This is a genomic window from Undibacterium sp. Jales W-56 (assembly GCF_025548535.1).
Classification (GTDB): domain Bacteria; phylum Pseudomonadota; class Gammaproteobacteria; order Burkholderiales; family Burkholderiaceae_D; genus Undibacterium.
In genome coordinates this window covers 865,860-885,558 of record NZ_JAJLQW010000001.1, presented here as the reverse complement: position 1 = coordinate 885,558, position 19,699 = coordinate 865,860, and the positions used below count along the sequence as shown (strand labels likewise).

The 19,699-nt window shown below is 44.1% G+C and carries 18 protein-coding genes; 5 read left to right on the top strand and 13 right to left on the bottom strand.

Annotation, left to right across the window (positions count from 1 at the left end):
- Positions 1-8: 8 nt before the first annotated feature.
- The 9 genes from tssG to LPB67_RS03930 all read right to left on the bottom strand — a co-directional run bounded on the left by tssG (position 9) and on the right by LPB67_RS03930 (position 7,630).
- A complete protein-coding gene (gene tssG, locus LPB67_RS03970; protein WP_262835757.1) occupies positions 9-1,091 on the bottom strand; it encodes a type VI secretion system baseplate subunit TssG in 1,083 nt (360 codons plus the stop codon).
- Positions 1,055-2,899, bottom strand: coding sequence for a type VI secretion system baseplate subunit TssF (tssF, locus tag LPB67_RS03965; RefSeq protein WP_262835756.1), 1,845 nt, complete (start codon positions 2,897-2,899; stop codon positions 1,055-1,057). The genes tssG and tssF overlap by 37 nt, the downstream gene beginning before the upstream one ends.
- Position 2,900: 1 nt before the next feature.
- The gene (gene tssE / locus LPB67_RS03960; RefSeq protein WP_262835755.1) at positions 2,901-3,395 is read right to left on the bottom strand and encodes a type VI secretion system baseplate subunit TssE; all 495 of its coding nucleotides are present in this window, start codon (positions 3,393-3,395) and stop codon (positions 2,901-2,903) included.
- A 116-nt stretch (positions 3,396-3,511) separates the two neighbouring features.
- Positions 3,512-3,940, bottom strand: a complete 429-nt coding sequence (locus LPB67_RS03955; protein WP_262835754.1) for an STY0301 family protein — start codon at positions 3,938-3,940, stop codon at positions 3,512-3,514.
- A gap of 14 nt (positions 3,941-3,954) precedes the next feature.
- The gene (locus LPB67_RS03950) at positions 3,955-4,335 is read right to left on the bottom strand and encodes a BPSL0067 family protein (protein WP_262835753.1); all 381 of its coding nucleotides are present in this window, start codon (positions 4,333-4,335) and stop codon (positions 3,955-3,957) included.
- A 149-nt stretch (positions 4,336-4,484) separates the two neighbouring features.
- Positions 4,485-4,976 carry an Hcp family type VI secretion system effector gene (locus LPB67_RS03945; RefSeq protein WP_262835752.1) on the bottom strand — a complete coding sequence of 164 codons (492 nt, stop codon included), beginning with the start codon at positions 4,974-4,976 and terminating at the stop codon, positions 4,485-4,487.
- Between the two features lie 35 nt (positions 4,977-5,011).
- Entirely contained in the window at positions 5,012-6,496 is a 1,485-nt protein-coding gene (tssC, locus tag LPB67_RS03940; protein ID WP_262835751.1) for a type VI secretion system contractile sheath large subunit, read from the bottom strand.
- Position 6,497: 1 nt separating this feature from the next.
- Entirely contained in the window at positions 6,498-7,007 is a 510-nt protein-coding gene (gene tssB, locus LPB67_RS03935) for a type VI secretion system contractile sheath small subunit (RefSeq protein WP_262835750.1), read from the bottom strand.
- A 74-nt stretch (positions 7,008-7,081) separates the two neighbouring features.
- Positions 7,082-7,630, bottom strand: a complete 549-nt coding sequence (locus tag LPB67_RS03930) for a tetratricopeptide repeat protein (protein WP_262835749.1) — start codon at positions 7,628-7,630, stop codon at positions 7,082-7,084.
- A gap of 295 nt (positions 7,631-7,925) precedes the next feature.
- On the opposite strand from LPB67_RS03930, the gene tssJ reads away from it, so the two are divergent.
- The 3 genes from tssJ to icmH all read left to right on the top strand — a co-directional run bounded on the left by tssJ (position 7,926) and on the right by icmH (position 10,814).
- Positions 7,926-8,534 carry a type VI secretion system lipoprotein TssJ gene (gene tssJ / locus LPB67_RS03925; protein WP_262835748.1) on the top strand — a complete coding sequence of 203 codons (609 nt, stop codon included), beginning with the start codon at positions 7,926-7,928 and terminating at the stop codon, positions 8,532-8,534.
- Positions 8,535-8,682: 148 nt separating this feature from the next.
- Positions 8,683-10,023 carry a type VI secretion system baseplate subunit TssK gene (tssK, locus tag LPB67_RS03920; protein ID WP_262835747.1) on the top strand — a complete coding sequence of 447 codons (1,341 nt, stop codon included), beginning with the start codon at positions 8,683-8,685 and terminating at the stop codon, positions 10,021-10,023.
- A gap of 14 nt (positions 10,024-10,037) precedes the next feature.
- A complete protein-coding gene (gene icmH / locus LPB67_RS03915; RefSeq protein ID WP_262836159.1) occupies positions 10,038-10,814 on the top strand; it encodes a type IVB secretion system protein IcmH/DotU in 777 nt (258 codons plus the stop codon).
- 95 nt (positions 10,815-10,909) lie between these two features.
- Here icmH and LPB67_RS03910 read toward each other — a convergent pair whose 3' ends face one another.
- The 4 genes from LPB67_RS03910 to LPB67_RS03895 form a co-directional block, all read right to left on the bottom strand.
- On the bottom strand, positions 10,910-11,686 hold the full coding sequence (locus LPB67_RS03910) for an OmpA family protein (protein WP_410482695.1): 777 nt from the start codon (positions 11,684-11,686) through the stop codon (positions 10,910-10,912).
- 4 nt (positions 11,687-11,690) lie between these two features.
- Complete coding sequence (gene tagF / locus LPB67_RS03905; RefSeq protein WP_262835746.1) at positions 11,691-12,677, bottom strand: type VI secretion system-associated protein TagF; 987 nt, start codon at positions 12,675-12,677, stop codon at positions 11,691-11,693.
- Entirely contained in the window at positions 12,677-16,573 is a 3,897-nt protein-coding gene (gene tssM, locus LPB67_RS03900; protein ID WP_262835745.1) for a type VI secretion system membrane subunit TssM, read from the bottom strand. Before tssM ends, tagF begins: the two co-directional genes overlap by 1 nt.
- Before the next feature lie 175 nt (positions 16,574-16,748).
- On the bottom strand, positions 16,749-17,591 hold the full coding sequence (locus tag LPB67_RS03895; RefSeq protein WP_262835744.1) for a M15 family metallopeptidase: 843 nt from the start codon (positions 17,589-17,591) through the stop codon (positions 16,749-16,751).
- 234 nt (positions 17,592-17,825) lie between these two features.
- On the opposite strand from LPB67_RS03895, the gene LPB67_RS03890 reads away from it, so the two are divergent.
- Positions 17,826-18,755, top strand: a complete 930-nt coding sequence (locus LPB67_RS03890; protein WP_262835743.1) for a hypothetical protein — start codon at positions 17,826-17,828, stop codon at positions 18,753-18,755.
- 234 nt (positions 18,756-18,989) lie between these two features.
- The gene (locus LPB67_RS03885) at positions 18,990-19,697 is read left to right on the top strand and encodes a hypothetical protein (protein WP_262835742.1); all 708 of its coding nucleotides are present in this window, start codon (positions 18,990-18,992) and stop codon (positions 19,695-19,697) included.
- Positions 19,698-19,699 lie beyond the last annotated feature (2 nt).

The following is a 19,699-nucleotide window of genomic DNA, read 5'->3' as shown; positions in this document are numbered from 1 at the left end:
ATTTTTTATTAAAGCGCATGAATATCGTAGCGAACGTCGCAGCGATTATTCGATTCCGCTCCTGACAGCAAAAAGGTATCCCAGCCTAAACGACCACCGTCGCGCCGGGACGCCAAATTGATTCCACTGACTTCTTTGGTATTTAGTACCAATTGAATTTCATATTCGAGATAGCTACTGGTAAACATGGTCAACATTTTTTCCAGAGATTTTGCGGACTTTCCACCTGGTAAAAATGCATCAAAGTCTTTTTTCCTTAAAGGTCCAAGTGTCAAACGTAAACGCAGGTCACGCTGCCAGACTCGGGCGCCAACCAATGCAACAGAACCCAATACCGCATTGTTTTCCCCTAAGGCTGTTTGCTGATCTTGCGGTACGTCATACCATTGACCAACAAACTGATCCACCTGAATAGGTACGGCAAAGTACTCACTGACCACACCACGAATATAGGATGCCGAAGCAGGACGATGCCGCACCGCGGTAGAAAAATATCCGATTGATTCATCGAAAATACCATCAATATCGTTATCCAGACGCCCTTGTAAATTAGAGTGACCAGTACCTGCCAAGGAGAGCAATAAAGGTAAAAAGCGATCTTTTCCTTCAACTTCGAATTTGAACTCCAGGCGATATTTCCGCCATGCCTCATAAAAAAGAGTCAGTGCCCGATTTGAAAACGTATCAAGAAAGGCACGCGGACTATCATCCTTTTCATACAATAAATGGGCGGCAATCTGTTCTGTGTAATGGTTCGGCAAGGCACCATTACCCCCTAAAAATCCCATAAAGGCAGGTGTCAGACTGATGTGATCAAGTTCATCTTTCTGCAGTGCTTCTAATAACGCAAGGTCCGTTACCTCCAGCGTTTTAGGGTGTAACGATAGAGCTTCAATTTCACTTGCCGGGAAATTGAGGGAGATTGAATTTTTAAAACGTACATAGTCAGCAACAGCGCAATCGCTTGATGCGCCATTTTTTTTCAACCATAACTCAATTAATCTTACCGCCTGAAAAAACTGGAAACGATATGGCTCATCAAGTAAACGTTGAATTACACTAGGCTCAAATCGCCGCTTCGCGGTAAGCATCGCAACAATTCCTCCCCACTTCTTTTTGACACCATGACCAACTGTGTAAAGCTATTCGCATGCACATAGAGCCCCAGAAATCGATCAATTACGTCCGCAAAAATATGGATTCCGCTGCCTACAAAACCCTCTTCATCAATGGTCATGCGAACTTCAATACCGCGCACCAAACAGGCAAAAGGATTACCTGGCAGCCAAGCCTTAGCTGCCTTATGTTCAATGCTGACAATGCCACTAATCTGCCGTTGAGAAATTGCAGAGCAAGGCAGATCATATAAAGTTAACATTTCTTGAAATGCTTCCAAACCACCATTGCTCAAAGAGAGATGATTCAGGGACAAATGAGAAATGAGACGCCAATGCGCACCGCGACCCCGTTCAAAAGAATAGGATTCAGATGGTTTACGTAAAAAACCAATTGATTGAATCGGCAAACCACCTTCTAAAAATAAATCGCCGCCTGGCAAGCCGTACGTCAGTGACGCAGGTAAATCACGGTTCGTACAGGTGAGCTCAATACTTAGTGTGTCCGTTTCAATCGCTGCAGGATCGAAATCGATATCAACGATGGATATTTCGGTTTCATAACCAGGACTTTTTAGTGCGACCATGTCATCCCGTCGCATCACCCAGTAATGGCCTTTTTTTTCTGCCCGTTCTCCATGTCGCAAAGAATAAAAAGGACGAAACTCTGTCACGGACTCACCTTGTGGCGTTTGTCGTACTAATTTCACTGAATCTATTGAATGCACTTCATACGCATAGGCGCGCCGAGAATCTGCAATTACCGGGTAGCGTTCGGTTGTCTGGGTCAAACGTATCGGTTCACCGTGCTGACTAAACAAATTAATCACAGGCGTACATCCAAGCACAACATGCTTAGTTGATAGCGTACTTAACATGCGCGCGATATTAGAGTCGCTTCTCAATCCAGTGAGAGCCAGATGCAAAGTAAATTCCTTGCAATTTTCAGGTAAGGCTGCCGTCAAGGAGAGTAAATCGATATCAAAAAAATTGAATTTTTCCGGACATGAAAAATACTCAGTTAATAAACGATATGCAGGATGAGAGCGCGACGAAAACGGGATCAAGGAGTCGTCTTCATGAAATCCAACTGCCTTGATTGGCAACGATTGCAAGCTAATCCAGGATAGCTGCCCCGGAACTTCAATATAGGCCTTCACACCACGCATAAATAGCGTATCCCTGAGCGCCGCACAAAATGAGGGCTCACCATCAATAAATGCGCGCAAGGAAGGAATTGCTAGTTTTTTCAAACTAATTTGTTGCGACAAAGCGTTGATAGTAATGCTGATTTTGGATGTGGCAGACGGAGGAAGAATGACTGAGTCAGGCACCGTTAAGATCGGATCAAATACGACTTTAGACAAAGCTATTGGCGCAACATGAACGTCGTAAGCAGTTCTAAATTTGCAGGCAACCCCCTTAACCTGGCCTGTTGTCAGCTGAGTTCCCCGAGGAATGACCGCCGGCACTGTCATCTGCCTTACTGCGTCACTATATTCTATGCGCGCAATGGAACATGAAGGAAAAGGTCGCAAATAATGCGGGTACAGAACTTCGAATAATGCTTCTGTGAACTCAGGATAATCGTCATCCAACCGTTTTGAAATACGAGAATTCAGCAGCGCAAATGACTGAATCATTCTCTCGATATGAGGATCCTCGCAAACCTCGCCAGCCATCAATAAACCGCCTGCGATCTTCGGGTAACGCTCAGAAAATTCGCGTGAATAGCGTCTTAAAAATCCGAGCTCACGCTCATAATAGGGAAGTAATTCGTCCAATTTAATCGCCTGTACGAGCCATGCGGCGCGTTTTACTAATCGAATAATGCAAGGTAGATGGTTGAAGCACCGCATCGAAACTAACGGGTTCACGCGCTAAATCAACCACCAGTAACGCCGATATCGCGAAATTAAGTCGATTAATCGATCCTTCACGAACCTCAAGCGATGCGCGTACATTCCTTAGACGGGGTTCATGGCGAGAAATAGCTTTTTCCAGACAACGGCAAATATAAGTACGGTCATCCGTACTCGCCAAGCTAAGTCCAGAAAAATCGTTCAATCCATAAGTGAGGATAGAATTATGGCATTCGGGGTAGCGCTTTAATAATGCCTCAGGCCAAACTGTTCGGGTATTTAACAGCGCCTCCAAATCTCTGGCGACAGTATCTTTCAGTTCTTCTATCGATAAGCGCAAAACAACACCGAGATTCTTATTTTCAGATGTTCCTACTCCCATCAAACGATCAAACAGACTCGGTGCAAAGCCATTCATTTTGTTCCATTCAGGTGTTGATTTTTCTCAATTTTGGTTCTGAATAACTGGATTGGTTTGAAAAATTTGTCTGCACTATGCAACCGTTATACATTTCTAATAATGCGGCTATATACTTACTCACACTTGATTTCTTTCACGACTGGTGAAGTGAATCTCGCATCGTATGCAACCGTACAAATTTTAATGTTGTCAGGTAATTCCCTTGCCAAAGTTGCCTTGGTCTCGCTATATATACAAGAAATCCAATAAGCTTTTTCTGACGGTTCAAAACGCCAGATTGCAATATCTTCCTTGTTCCTTTTTAATTCTTTTGAGGGAACCAGTATGAAACTCTGTGTTGGATCGCCATTCGAAAACATGACATTCACAAATCGATGTTTCTTATTTGTGCTGTATCCAGTCCAGCCTTCAGGTAGCTTACTTACTGTTTGTTCGACCTGTAATTCACTAGGGCAAGCGGGTACGGCATTAACTGCAAACGCCAGGTAAGATGGCGCAATAAGAACAAAAAATAGTATCGACTTAATCTGAGGCAAAAGCATTATTGTCCTATGCCTCATTTGATGACAGAGAATGCATCGCCATTGTTACTTGGATCGACATAATTACCATCCTTATCTTTTCCTTTGAACGATAATCTTCTCTTTTGTATAGTGCCGCTCTTTGCCCACTGATCGATTACCCATATTCCGAGTGCGTCTTGAGCGAGATACAATGCAGCATGATTGCCACTACCGTGGTTAGGATATTTTCCGTCAACGAAAGTAGCAATTGCAGTTCCCTTCTTCAACGAAAGATTTTTCCTGACTACGTCACCCTCTCTCCACAAGGATGCAGCAGGTGCCTTTGCAAACTCTTTAACCAAAGCCACGCATTGCTTACTTCCCAATGGGGGTTGACCTTCAAGGATTTCAGCCTCTTCAAAAATATATGGCATTAATTTTCCGTTCAATGACTAATTAATATTCAACAACGCAGTAAAACTCAGACCACATGAGCACAAATAAAAACTAGCCTTTTAACCCGATGTATTCTGTCGATTAGGTCGGCAAAATACATCGAAATTACTTTATTAATTACAAATACTTATGCTGTCTTGTTTGCTGACAAATCCCATCCGCCAGACGTATTGCCACCAGATCCGCCGCCAATTTTTTGTTGCGTGTATTTCCATTTGACTTTGGAATATTTCAGACCAACCAATTCAGTCAGAATATCGCCTTCAGTTACCATCGGAGATACGCTACCAATCAAGACATTTTCAATTTCAACTTCAAAATACTTGATACGCTGACCCTGTCCATCTGCACGCATGAACTCCAGCTTTGCTTTAGCAATGGTTTTTCCTGAGGAACAGTTTTGCAGTAATAATGGGCTTGCTAAATCTGCAATCTTTGAGATAACGATATCTTTATGTTCGCAACGCTCTGCAGTATGGCCACCGCCTGTAGAAGCAGTCGCTGATTTTGGCTGTAACACTTCCCATTGAACAGATTTGCACTCTATCCAATCTTTATGTGTATCGTCAGTAGATTCACCTTTGATACCATCAATTTGCAAGTAGACGTCGATTGCCATTATTCACCTTCCTGTGTAAAAAATTCAATATAAAATTAAGATTTGGTCGACTGCGGTAACTCCGCGACCAAACGGAGTGAAACGGATAACTCATCGAGTTGAAAATGTGGGCGCAAGAATGACACGGCGCGATAGACGCCAGGACGTCCTGGTATTTCGGATACTTGTACAGATGCCTCGCGCAATGGGAATTGCGCTTTTTGCTCCTGACTCGCATTATCATCAAGCAGTACATATTGTGTCAGCCAGCGATTCAGAAAATCTTCGACATTAGAGGCTGCAGCAAAACTGCCTATCTTGTCGCGCATCATGGCTTTCATGTAGTGCGCAATGCGTGACACCGCAAAAATATATTGCAACTGAGCTGACAATACAGCGTTGGCGTTAGCCGAATCGGTATTGTATTTTTTTGCTTTTTGTGCAGACTGCGCACCAAAAAAAGCCGCGTAATCTGTATTTTTGCAATGCACGAGAGAAATGAATCCCAAGTCGCTCAATTCTTTTTCCCGGCGGTCCGTAATCGCAATTTCAGTTGGACATTTCAATGCAACTTCGCCCTCGTCGGTTTTAAATGTATGAGTAGGCAAGCCCTCAACCAAGCCGCCGCCTTCAACACCACGAATTGCCGCACACCAGCCAAAATCCTCAAACGCTTTCGTCAACTTAGTACCGAAGGCATAGGCTGCGTTACACCATAAATATTTATGATGATCGGTACCATCGACATCCTCAATGAAATTAAAGCCCTCGACAGTAGCACCATCAACAGGATTGAAAGGTAAGCGACCAAGGAACCGAGGCAATGTCAGTCCAACATAACGTGAATCTTCAGATTCTCTGAAAGATTTCCATTTTGCATACTCAACCGTATCAAATACCTTTGACAAGTCACGCGGTTTACCCAGGTCGCTGTATGTTTCCAAGCCAAACAATTCAGGTGATGCAGAAGAAATAAAAGGAGCATGAGCGGCTGCAGCGATATGCGACATTTGCTCAACGAAATACATATCTTCCGGTTGACGCGTAATTTCGAAATCACCTAACAATGCACCGAATGGAGCGCCGCCAAATGTACCGAATTCTTCCTCGTAGACTTTTTTGAACATGGCACTTTGGTCAAATTCCAAAGCGCTCTGAAAATCTTTCACCAGATCGCGTTTTGTGGCATTAAGCAATTTGATTTTTAAGCTAGTACCTGTGGCCGTGTTCTTGACCAGATAATTTAGTCCTGTCCAGCTACTCTCTAATTTCTGAAATTCAGGCGCATGCATTACCGCACTCAATTGACGCGAAATCAATCGATCCAGTTCAGCGACTCTTGCGTCAATCGTCGCAGATAAATTATCAGAGACAACGACTGTACCTTGCATCACCTGATTGACCAGCTCAGAAATAATATCCTTCGCACGAGCATGCTCCACACTGGATTTTGCAACCTTACTTTGCTCAACAATCTGATCAAGCAATGCAAGCTCAGTAGCTCCTGGATTAGCAGACATTGTATTAAGTTGTGCTGACATGCTAGCTCCCCTGCTTTGTCGTTTGTTTGCTCAAACTAACCAACTTTTCGGTGTTGTTCAGGACATCATTTAAGATATCTTCGAGTTTGTCGTTTCCAGCTAATTTGTTACGCAAATCTGCCAGTTTGGTACGGGCTTCCAGTAATTTTTTTAATGGTTCGACTTGCTGAACGATAGATTCAGGACGAAAATCTTCCATAGATTTAAATTTCAAATCTACGGCGAACTGACCGCCCTCATCGCTAAGTTCGTTTGCCACGCGAAATGTCGCTCTGGGCTCCACACCCTTCATGACTTCATCAAAATTATCGCGATCCAGTGAAACGAATTTCCGGTCTTTTAAACGCTTCTGCTCAAGCTCCGAGTTGCCACCAAAATCACCTACAACGCCAAGAACGAAAGGTAATTCTTTATTCTCAATAGCATCACCGATCTCTACGTCATAAGTCATCTGCACTCTAGGTGGACGAACTTTTTGCAATCGCTTTTGAACACTTTCGTTTTTTGCCATGACAACTCCAAAAAAAAACTAAAAATTAGACTTAGAAAAACTAAGCCATCAACAATGAAATAACCGGGGAAAATTTATTTCAAAACACCAAACGGATTCGAGCTACCCTGATCTTTGTCACTCACTTTTCCGCCCCCCACATTAGAGGGTTTTGTGGTTGATGGACGTGGAGCCGAATTCGACGCAGACTTATTTTTTGCGGGAACCAGCAAATTTTCGCCCAGACTTTCGCGTAATAACTTGGCCAAATCTTGTGCTTCAGTTCGCAAACTTCCGGTTAAATTGTTCTGCTGACTCAAATCAGTTAATGCTTTAGTTGATAGACGCAAACCACTTACGGCAATAATGCTATTAGCCAATTTATCAACAGGATCACGCTGCAAAACTTCCTGTGCATTCATGACGGCTTCAGCGTAATTTGCCGTATCAAACTTCATTTGAGCCATTTGCGCCCAAGGCGCCTTATCGGTTGGAAAGGTGTTGGTAGCATTTTTTAAAATTGCCAATGCCTTGTCTTGCTGCCCGGCTGCAGATGCCAACTCCGCATCTGCCATCATGGTTTCTATTTTAACAATTGGTAGAGGTGCACCTGTTTTTACCGGATCCGTTACGCAAGCGCTCAAGATCGTCGATAGAATCAAACACGGAATAAGTCGAGATTTAATTACCATTGAGCAAAACTACTTTCAAAACAATATGATTCTATTAATTAAATTATCATTAAAGCAATTGATAGGATTATCATAACGACAAAATAATAAAACTACAATAATATTTTGGTTTCAAATTGATACTAATTCATGGAAATTGTAATAATTTTAAACAAATGCAAAAAAATACATTTTTCATGCTATTTAAATATCTAATTAAATATTTATTATTATTTTTTAATAACTTAACCATCTCTCATCCTATCCAATGAAATATGTCAGATTCATAAATACTGTCTACTTAGCTGGAACGGTAAGCCTTGCAGGATGCGCCGCAGTATCAACAGTTGGCTCTGTGGCAAATATTGCACTAGAAGCAACGGGGCTTAAAAAACCGGATGCGCCGGAAATACCGGATGCACAGCAGGCGCCGAGAAATATTGCTATCCGCTTGCATGCATCGGAAAATTTAAATGTAGACGCGAATGGACGTCCTCTAGCCTTAGTCACCCGGGTTTACAAGTTGCGGCAAGGTGCGGCGTTTCAGCAGATACCGTTCGATGTATTCCTGAACCCACAAAAAGAAAAAGAGTTGCTCGGTAATGATTTGCTAGAAGTAAAAGAAGTGATGCTTGTGCCCGGCCAACGCTATGAAATCGTTGAAAAGGTAACAAAAGAAGCTTATTTCATTGGGGTTGTTGCTTTATTTCGTTCTCCGGCACAACAACGTTGGAGGGCGACATTTGTCGCAAAAGAAGCTGAGGTATCCGGAATTACGATCGGACTTCATGCATGTGCCCTGTCTGTAGGAATAGGTTCTGCCATGCTGGATAAAGAGAATCCAGGCAAGCTGCTAGGGCCAGTGCGCTGCCAGTAAAATTGTAAAAATATTCACGTTAATCCATCATTTATATGCCAAAATATTAATAAATTTAAATTTGACTCATTTTAAGATTGTTCAAAGTCCATAATTTGGACTCAACATAAATCACAGCATCACCCTCTTCAATTATTTAGCACAACACATGACTTCAAAAATTTTATGGGGCGAAGGTTTATTTTTACGCCCGCAACATTTTCAACGGCAAGATCTGTATCACGAGAAACGATTGCATGAAGTCACTAGTGCCCTACACCCTTACGCTTGGGGCATCTCGGCAGTTCAATGGGATAGAGACGCTTTAGTGAATAACACGTTGCGAGCGACTGAGTTATCGTTGATATTTCAAGACGGAGAAATTGTCAGAGCTTCTCTGCAAGACGAACTTCCGCATGATATCGATCTCAGCGACATCCCGATGTCACAACAATCCATTATTTACTACGTAGCAATTCCTGTGATGAAGGGATTTGGCGGTAACTTTTCAGCCTCAGGACAAATCAGTAACAGCACCCGCTACAAACAATCAAATCAGGAAATACCCGACTTATTTACACACGCAGCAAATGCGGAGTTGTCATTCCTAAAAAAAACTTTAAGGCTCGTTTCAGAATTTGAAGCACGGGATTCCTATGTCAGTTTCCCTGCAGTTCAACTGCGTAGAGTATCCACTGGTGGTTTTGAAATTGATCCAAGCTTCGTCGCCCCCAGTTTATCCATCCGTAGTTCGCCAATGTTGTATTCGCAACTTCGTCGACTGATGGATGCGCTACAAGCAAAGGTCAATGCGTTATACGGTCACCACCGAGAGCCAAATAAGAACATTATAGAATTCAGATCAGGAGACATTTCCTCTTTTTGGCTTCTGCATACAGCGAGTTCTGCCTTCGCACAGTTGACACATTATTTTCACCATCCAGCTTTTCATCCGGAACGTCTGTACGAGCAATTACTTAGCTTAGCGGGCGCTTTAATGACGTATTCAAAAAATTATTCCCTATCCGATTTACCGCCGTACAACCATGCTGAACCTGGGCCTGGTTTTAGTAAATTGGATAAAATCATCCGGGAACTTTTAGACACTGTCATTTCAACAAAGTATTTTTCTATCGCGCTCTCTGAGATCAAACCTTCTTATCATCTTGGTTCACTGGACTCCGGCAAAATCGATGAAAAAACACAGTTCTATCTTACGGTCGCTGCAGATATGCCTGCTATAGAACTAGTCGATATTGTCCCTATGCGCTTTAAACTCGGTGCACCAGAGGATGTTGAAAAATTTGTACTTTCCGCAATGCCCGGCGTGAAACTGGTTCACTCGCCTCAAGTGCCGGCGGCGGTTCCAGTACGGCCAGACACCTATTATTTTTCTATCGAGAATAAAGGGGCGATGTACGAGCGCATGCTTCAGGCGCAGTCTATTTCAATTTATGTCCCGTCCGGGATTCGTGACCTCAAAATCGAACTGATCGCTATAACGTCTTAATTATCGCCATGAATATGAACGCAGCTCCCTCCTTGCTAAGTAATAACTCAACACGCTATGAAGGCTCAATCAATGACTCATCATCAGCTGCACACTCATTATTAGATTTAATGTACGACGGATTCTACGCATTATTCATGCTCAAGAATCGCTGCGCGCCTCAAGATGATGAGAGCTTTTTAAATAAAATGACCCAATTTCTTAGCGATTTTGATCGAAATGCAAAGAAGATGGGAGCGTCAGCTGATGACATCCATGCCGCAAAATATGCATTTTGTGCCGCAGTTGACGAGATTATTTTGCGCTCTCAGTTTGACATCCGGAGCGCATGGGAGCGACGTCCTCTGCAGTTAGCCATGTTTGGCGATCAATTGGCAGGAGAAAATTTCTTCCATCGACTAGAGGAATTAAGAGCAAAAGGCAGCCCCCACATACAAGCCTTAGAAGTATTCCATATGTGTTTATTGCTAGGGTTTGAAGGCAAATACATCATAGAAGGTACGGAAAAACTCAATTACTTGACCGCACGATTAGGGGATGAAATTGCTCATATGAAGGGTAAGAGCAATGGATTTTCCCCACACGCAGAACGCCCGGATCAAATAGTGAATAAATTACGCAATGAGACGCCACTTTGGGTAATCGCCTCTGTGTTCGCCTTGATAAGTATTTCTGCTTACGCAGCCTTACATTGGAAATTAACGAAATCAACACAGAACAATATTAACGCATATAACGATGTTGTTAAAATGACGCCACATGCAGCGAATCTGACAATTACATTACCTTAAAAATTGCCCCCCCCCAAAACAGCGCCTTTCAAAAAGGCTGCTGTTTTTTTGCATCTACTTATCGCGTCGATGATCAAGAAAATAGCTCTGCCATATTATTGTGCAACCCTAAATTCAATGCGACGATTGCGAGAACGGCCTTCTGATGTCTCATTGCTGGCGATGGGGCGATCAGAGCCCTGACCTGAGGTCGTGATCACATCTGCATTGATATTTTTGGTAAGCAGATATACCTTGACCGCATCCGCTCGGGCCTGACTCAACGACAGGTTCGATGCGCGTAGTCCTTGATTGTCCGTATGGCCTATTACCTCAATTTTGCGGTTACTGATTTTTTGTAACGCCAGTGCCATTTCGTCCAAAATAGCTTTGCCACCCGACGTCAGTGCAGCTTTTCCACTTTCAAATTCAATAATACGGTTTGCAAGAGTTGTGTCTAGAATATTTTGCTCTGAAGCGGAAACGCGCAATCCATTGTTCACCGTGTATGTCGGATTAAGATTGGTCGCGATATCACTGGCAATCTGCTGACGTTGCGCCTCATTTGCAACCTCGCCCCGAACGCTGACCGTATTACCATCGATCTTCAATTGCCCTCTACTAATCAACTTCAGATTAGGATTAATCAATTTTTGAACATAAGTATTCCAGTTGGCTGGTAATGCAACCTGCCCCACCGCAATCTGATCGACAACCCTGTCTGCGCCATAAAGCTCACGTAATTTTGCCAAGACACTGGCTTTACTTGCCTCATCTGGAACGGTGCCACTGGCCAAGACTTGCCCTGGGGCTGGAGACGCAACAGGCGGCGCCACATTTTGAGACCATACCAGTTTTGAAACAACCAATAAAACAAACAACATAATACGCATAGCGTTAAGCTCCAATAAAAGCTTCGCGGAACGAGTCGCGAGCGGATTTCAACGAAAGATGAGGCTGATTCAGATAGCTGGAGAGCTTTTGTATCTTGAAGTTAGCATGAATCTGTTCGTCTACCCATTGCACATTTTCGAACGGAATATGGTGAGATAGTCCGACCTGAGCATCCATGATCGCTTGCAGAGTGCGCGGTGAAGCGCCACTAAACCCAACTATCATCGATGGTTTTTGTTGGATCTGAGTAAAAAATACTGCCAATTCAAAGTCGACCTTTAACAAGAAAGGGGCAATCAAATTCATCCAAAACGATGCCGCCAAATAGCGATATATCGGGTCTGCAGGCAAGGGAATCACCAGACTCTTTTCCAGGCGGCTGGAGCCACTCGACATGACAGGCTCCAACAAAAAGCCTAAGGCCAGCATGACTTCCCGGACAGATCCTGTGAAACCCGTCTGTAACAACATAGCGTCAAGTGCACCAACCGTTTGCACATTTAAAAAATCCGTGAAAGCCGCCTCGTAAGCAGTGGGACTCAGCTCTAAATCAATGTTCGTTGCCGACAGTTTTTGCAATGAGCTTCCTGGATTTTCAGATACGAGAACATCACCGACAAGGGTCTGCATATTCTTCCAAAGACGAGCTAATACCAAAGGATGGCGCTGTACAAATTCCGATGGATCTTCAATCTCCATCGTACTCATCGCCATAAATGGAAATCTTCGTTGTGCCTCATCCGTACTGGCGACGATATGCCCGGCAATAGCGCGCTTGCGTCGTGGCCCAATAAAAGCAAAATGCATCGGCACCACGGTGTCATAGGTAATTTTCCAACGTGGATCTGAGCTCAATAACTCCATAGCTTGCGCTAACCAATCGTCGATGACTGAAATCAATGCCGGACTATCTGTCGCTTTGACAAAATCACCCCGGGTAGGTATTTTTCCGAAATAACTGATCGCCGTTTGAGTGGCATTCTTAGTCATCATTTGCCCCCTGCAACGGTCGCAGCGACACTAATGGAAGTGACTGTCGATGACACATTAGAAGGATTAGGGCTGCCGCTCATGGTCGGAGCACCGCCGACGATAGATTCAGGAAGTTTGACGCCACGAAATCCTTGTCCCTGCGGCGAATTAGATCCGGCGGCGGTTTGCGGACTGCTGATCGTCCTCAAATTAAGCGCGACTGTGATATTACTATTGGTCCAGGACAATTCAAATACCCCGCCATCCTTACGCTTACGGCTAGCCGTATTAATCATACGTTCCAAACCAAAACGCCCCGGTTGATTGAGCAGCTCAATAGTTTTCCCATCAAAAGTTACCGCGGTGATACGCGCTCCCGGCGTTCCTTGCGGGTTAGGCCAAATCATGTTCGTCCACTGAGCTGGCGTATTTCGATAACGCAATTGCTGCCCATCGATTTCAATCGTATATTCCAAGGTGCCCGGCACCGGTAAGGGCTGAATCTGGAATACTGTTTGCGCTTCTGCACCAGTTGCACTGGCAACGCCACCAGCACTCAACGGCGCTACCCAGCCGGGGAAACTAGTCACCACTTGTGGAATTAACGAAATCCCCATATTGGCCCATGTTTTCGGCGCCAAGGTATCGCCGCGTCTGACAATTAGCGCCCCCATTGAGGTATTGGCAAATTTGGCGATAGCCCCTTCCGGTCCAAAAATCTGGCCAATTTCTGAGTTACTGGCTTCAATTTTAGAGTCCGGCGTAAAAGGATATTTACCCGCCAAGGTTTTTTGGAATGGTTCATAAACCTGCGCTACCCAAGTTTTATTCACTTCCATTTCACTTGGTTTGACGATCACCGCAAAACTTTGTATTAAAGGTCTTACCAGCAATGGCCGAATCGCCGTCTTTTGTTCATCCGTCATACCGGTCAACATTTGCTCATCGACATATTTTAATGCTTCAGCTAATTCAGAATTCCCTCCCTCCAGGGTCTGCTGCATCAGTTGCTTAGCGCCTGGCCCTGTATCACCTTGATTTTTAAGCTGATTAAATCGACTACGCAACTTTGATAAAGCGTCCATGTAGCCACGCATTAATGATGCATCTTTCTCCTTGCCACCGACCAATCTGGCAACCCCGGAAAACTCACGGCCAACAGGTCCCATAGGTATTTCAGTTTTCGGTGCATTAATATCGAGGCTCACATTTACCGGGGTCGGATTTTGTCGAAGTATCGTCTCCTTAAACCAGCCGACGATACCTTTTTGCGCACGCGATAAACTGTCATTCAATAATGAAGGATTATCCCAAGATGTTTCCTGATAAATACTAGTCACAATCTTGTTAATAGGTGATGTTTGAGGATCTCCCAGGCGGTTCATCGCAACGACTGCGCTATCGAAGCTACTCAATTCGGCAACAGAAATACCTTGCACAAATTTCTTCCATTCCCTGGCATATTCTGTCTTGTACATCTCAACCAAAGACTTTTGAATTTGCTCCGGACTCCCCTCTAAAGTAAGATCGTCTTTCGATGCTGTTTTCAACACCCAATCAGCACTTTGTAATTCTTTATTTGCTGCATCTTTAAATGCCTCTTGTACAAAATTTTTCCATGCATCACGGGTAAATGTCCCGGGTACCGCATAGCTTCCTACCACTAATTCCTTATTTTCATCACCGACGATTTTTGCGACGGTAATAGCCGGGAATCTGGTAGAAGCACGGGCTTTCACGTCGGCATAAACGCGATCACGTGCCGGCAGACCTTTGACTACCCGGCGCAAGTTTTCTCGTGACTGATCAACCAAAGTCAGCTTATTCTCGATTTGAGGCCATGACGGATCACTCATTTGCGTAAGATAAAAATCAATCATGCGCTCCGCACTACGGATCATCTGTTCACGTGACATCGCACCACGATTACTCTCCAGCCAGACGCGCCAGAACCGGGTCAACTGGTCATTAAGATGACTCGACTCAGCACGGGTTTTGTCACCCAGCATCAGATAAGTTTTAAGCGCGTTATAGGCATCTTCCACGTTCGTTGGCGATGCATCTTTGAACTGCTGAGCCAGATTAGTATTATTTGCCGTGGCAACAGGTCCTGATTGGGCATTTGCGCTCGCCGTCACAGTTGTGCTGGCGGCACCAGAGATGACGGTTGAACTGGCGACGGCAGTCGTAGATACGCCTGCAAATTGCGGCGTTTTTGTCATTGGCTCTAATTTACCGGCGTTTGCGTTCATTTCAGCCAGAAACACCTCAAGATTTCCAGCTACAGGTTTCAACATCACCTCTTTCATGCCGGAAAAATATTCTTCACGTAATTTACGTTCAAGAATATCGCCCTGATATAAGCCCATACTAAGAGACCATGGTCGGTCGGTGCGATATTGATTTAATTGTTCGATACGGTCCTGCAAAATTTCCAAGGCCTCAAAACGGGACTGCAAATCAATCCGCTTTTCTTGAAGCTTTATCACCTTATCCAGATCTGCCTGGACATTGGCGACAAGTTGCCTGTTGCCTAGGTAAGACCAGCTCCAGGATCCAAGCAAGAGACCAACCAATATAGTCGCTGCAAAAAACGTGGTGTAACGGAGTTTTATTTTGTTACGGCTAGCGTACTGCGCAACCAGATCCTTATCCGCAAAAATCACTTTCCTGAATAAGTCCAATAAGAAAAATCCATGCTGAGAAGAAATCTCTGCTTTTGGCTGCGCCTTCATTTTCAAATCAAAGCGCTGGGCAATACGCTCCGATGACGCACTGACCGAAGCACCTTCTTGCAAGGCGCTCGTGAAATAAAATCCTCGAAAAATTGGTTTGAACTGGAATGGATTTTCCTCAAAAAGAGTCGCAATGAAGGCCCTTAGCGGATTTTTAATTGAAGCGAATTCAAGCGGAAAGGTAAATACACCGGGAGGCATACGATCCCCACGATTGAGTGACATACTTGCCAGACTCATTTCCTTCAGGCCGTCATATAACTCATCGAAGCGCTCATCAAAGAAATGAAGCATGTCTTGATTGCCGCTTTTGAGATTGTATGGAAGCGTTGCCCCCCATACCCGATCTCGCTCTGTGCGTTCACTGTCAAGAAAAAATTCACTAAAACCGGCAATCAAATCTGCTTTAGTAAAGACGACGTAAACGGGCGCAAATACTTCTAGTCTCTCTGTCAATTCCTGTACGCGCTGACGCAAATTTTTGGCCAGATTAATACCAAACTCAGGACGATTACCCGTCAGGTCAGTAATGCTGACGGCAATAATAATGCCGTTGATTGGCGCGCGTTTACGGTATTTCTTCAGTAAATCAAGAAAACCAAACCACTCTCCCCGATCTTCCTCATTCACAGAGTAACGACCGGCAGTATCGAGCACAATCCCATTGGTAGTGAAAAACCAATCGCAATTACGAGTACCGCCGACACCCTGTACGATTTTTCCGCTCTTGTCAGCGAATGGAAATTGCAAACCAGAATTGATAATCGCGGTACTTTTACCTGCGGCAGGGTTCCCGAGAATCATGTACCAAGGTAATTCATACAGAGCGGCTTCGCCAGAGACTAAACCTAATTTTGATGTTTTGATCGTGGTAATGGCATCGAGCATGCGCTTGCGGATCCAATCCACCTCAGTCTTATTTGCATCGATGCTCTTGCCTGGCTTATCTACCTGCTGCTCCAACATCTGACCGAATTGTTGCGAAGAACGCTTTTCTCGTCCCCGTAGCAAAAGCTGATATCCCAAATACGTCAGCAAAACCATGGAGAAAACAATTGCCGCCCACAGCATCGAGATTTGCAATAAGTCGGCAGATAAAAACAAAAATGCCGCAAGCGCTACAAAACCAATGACAACCAAAGTTCGTTTATCAGTTAAAAATTGCCAAATTCGATGCATGATGAAATAAGTAATAAAAAATTTAAATGAGATAATCGAAAATCAAGGTGACCAGGAATCAGTCAACTACACCTGACTGCATACAAGCGAAGCGCTGCATTTGAGATGGCATACCATCCGCAATACAAATGGCAATACGCATTTAAGAAATGTTTCAGCATATGTTTTGAAGCAATCACTTGTTTTTGATTAGGTTGGACGAGCGCAACTCAGTATGACCAAAATCCATCATCTTCCAACGTCCTCCCCAATGCAAACCAACTGACTCGGCAACTTCGCCATATAACTGATACCCGCGCATTGTCCATTCATCCTTCTCTGAAATGACTAATTTTCCGTTGCGTAAAAATGCACAATCGGCCGCGAGTCCATATTGATGGAAACTTTGAAAAGCACGCGCATTGGTCACATTGACTCCCATCGCTGCCAACATGTTTTGCCGCTCAGGACTGCGATAGCCCTCCAGGATAGCCATCTCGTAACCATGTTTTTCTTTCATGATCTTAAAAGTAAGCAATAGTCTTTGAGAAAAATCATTATCGAGCAGTTGCCAATTCCTGCTGGCACTGAACAGCATCGGCCTTACTTGCAACACCTCTTCTGTCGTAAATAACAGCGGAGGCAATGCGGCGGGAGGCGCCAACTGCTCCCCTTTCAACAGATCTGCAACCTGAGAATTTACTTGCCTCGTAGGGACATCAAAACCATCCAGCATGTTTTTATCGCTGGCTAGCCAGGCAATTAACGGCGGCAAGCAAACCGCAACCAAACAAATCGTCAATATCAACACATGTCGCGTTACAAACACTGAACACACTTCTAGCAGGCCGTTAAAGCTATTCCTGACCGACTCAAAACCACTCCCCGGCAAGCCTCTTACACTCTCAAGACGGCGCTCAATACGAGCACCAACATCCTGCAAAGTATGCACAACTGCCTCTCTACCTACTGGAAATAGCAATAACCAGGCGGCAAAACAAGCAAGTAAAAAATACAGGGCAACTAACAAAAAAAACACTCAAAACCCCAAAATAAAACGATGCATTCAATTAAAAATAATTATTTGTCATGCCTATTAATCAACCATTACAATAGAGTATAACTTATTATTATAGCAATCTGAATTTGAAATTTAATATTTAGTCAACGAATTAAGTCTTCTCTTTGCGAATATCGGCATCAGAAGGGCTGATTTGAAACATCGCTTTTATTCATCAAAAGTAATATTTTTATCGCTTGTTAGGAGTAGATTTTGTCAAGACCGGAAGAAAACCCGTTGGGTAAAAGCAAGCCAAGTTTATTATCTTCAGCAAATACGCCTACTTTAGATAACAACCGTATCCTCGCCAATCTTGAAGGCAACGGTAAGTCATCTGAGAACGCGCACCACATAACCAGCAAACGTTCAATTACGTTAAAAATAGCGCTTGGTACGTTGTTGCTTTTAGCGATGGCCGGGCTATGGGCCATGTACGAAAATGCGACCTCACCGGTACAGCGTCCAGCTGAGTTAGCGAAAAATGACCGCCATGCAGTGCCGACTGCCGCACCACGCCTCATCGCGCCAGACGATTCAGAAAAACAATCTTTATCTAAAACCGATCCTACCTCCCAAGCCGCAGCCATTGTGGATGAGCCAGATGCACAAGCGCATACAGCGCCGGGCAATACGGCGAATAACAATATGCAAGAAATACTCGCCGCAAAACCTGAACCAGATGCGTTAAAGAAAGCACTTGAGGCGAAACCGGCAGCATCATTCACTACCAACAACGTTGCAGTAGCGCATGCGACCGAATCAAGAAGAGCGACGAAACCGATTTCTACAGCAACCGACACTAAAACTGCGCACAATGCTCCCGCTAAATCTCAAGCCGATCCGGATGTGACATTACTCACGGCGTTAGTGGCTCACGCACATGCGATAAATCCTGCGGCTCCAGTGCCAGCAAAACAAACGCCGATGGCTGGTGCACAAACGCAGAATTTCAATGCCGCAAGCATGGCAGCAAGTAACAAGTTCAACCCTGTGGACAATAATCGCGCCATTGTCGAACGTGAAGAAAGTGATGTAACTGCAGACCTTCTGCAGCGATGCAAAAAACTGGGCTTAGTCGAAGGAGAGCTATGTAGATGGCGCATTTGCTCTGGAAGATGGAACTCAGACAGCGCATGTAAGTAATTGTAACGAAGACAATATAGTCAAATAATGTTGTGATAAAATAATTTTATATTGTCATTATTGCATTTTTACCAGACTAATCCTATCAATTCATCCTCGCGAATAGAGCTGTTCAATGCAGGTTAATTGGCTTATTTAAGCTTGTTGATGATCACCAAATTACATTGACTTTTAAGAAACATGCTTGAATTAGCGCTTTACAGATGGATCACCAGAACATGATTTTCTACAACAATGCCTGATTACGTCATCGGGAAAAATGCGCCGCGGATATCACCCGATCCTGGCTCGGGACAATGGTGCTCAGAAACACAAACGGCAAATTTTTTAGTCTACAAGCGTGCGCTGGAAATGGCGCTGGATACACACGCCGTTGACGTCACCATTGGTGTTGATGCCGTGAAACATATGCGTCATTACATGAATAACACTGGCAATGACTACCTATTGGACATGCCGGACTTACTCAAGAAGTCGTCGCAATTAAAGCAGAAATATGAGGGGGATTTAGCTTTGGCAAAAACCTTTGCAAGAAGTCTCGTCGATGGGGAATACGACATCACCTCACAAAAATTAGGTCATGGTTACTTCTACAAAGCACAAGATATCAATTTGTTTTTTGCGATCGGCGGTTATTCATTTTGGGGACAAGGCAAGGTCAATGTCAGTACACAAAAAGGCATCACTACTTATGTCCTGGATTATGAGTTCCATTTTTATGATCGATATAACTGGGATAGCGGCAAATCGGTAAGCATTGCAGGCATTCAAATTACCGACGCCTTTATGCAAAAGTTTCATCGGCAGTGCTATGCAAAAGAATTCGATGTACGCGGCCTTTTCAAACAAAAGATGATCTGGACAGAGAACAGAACAGCGGAGAAAAACAATGCTCCGGTAAACAAACCGCTCAGCAACCCTTTTGAGTCACTGATGAAGTAATG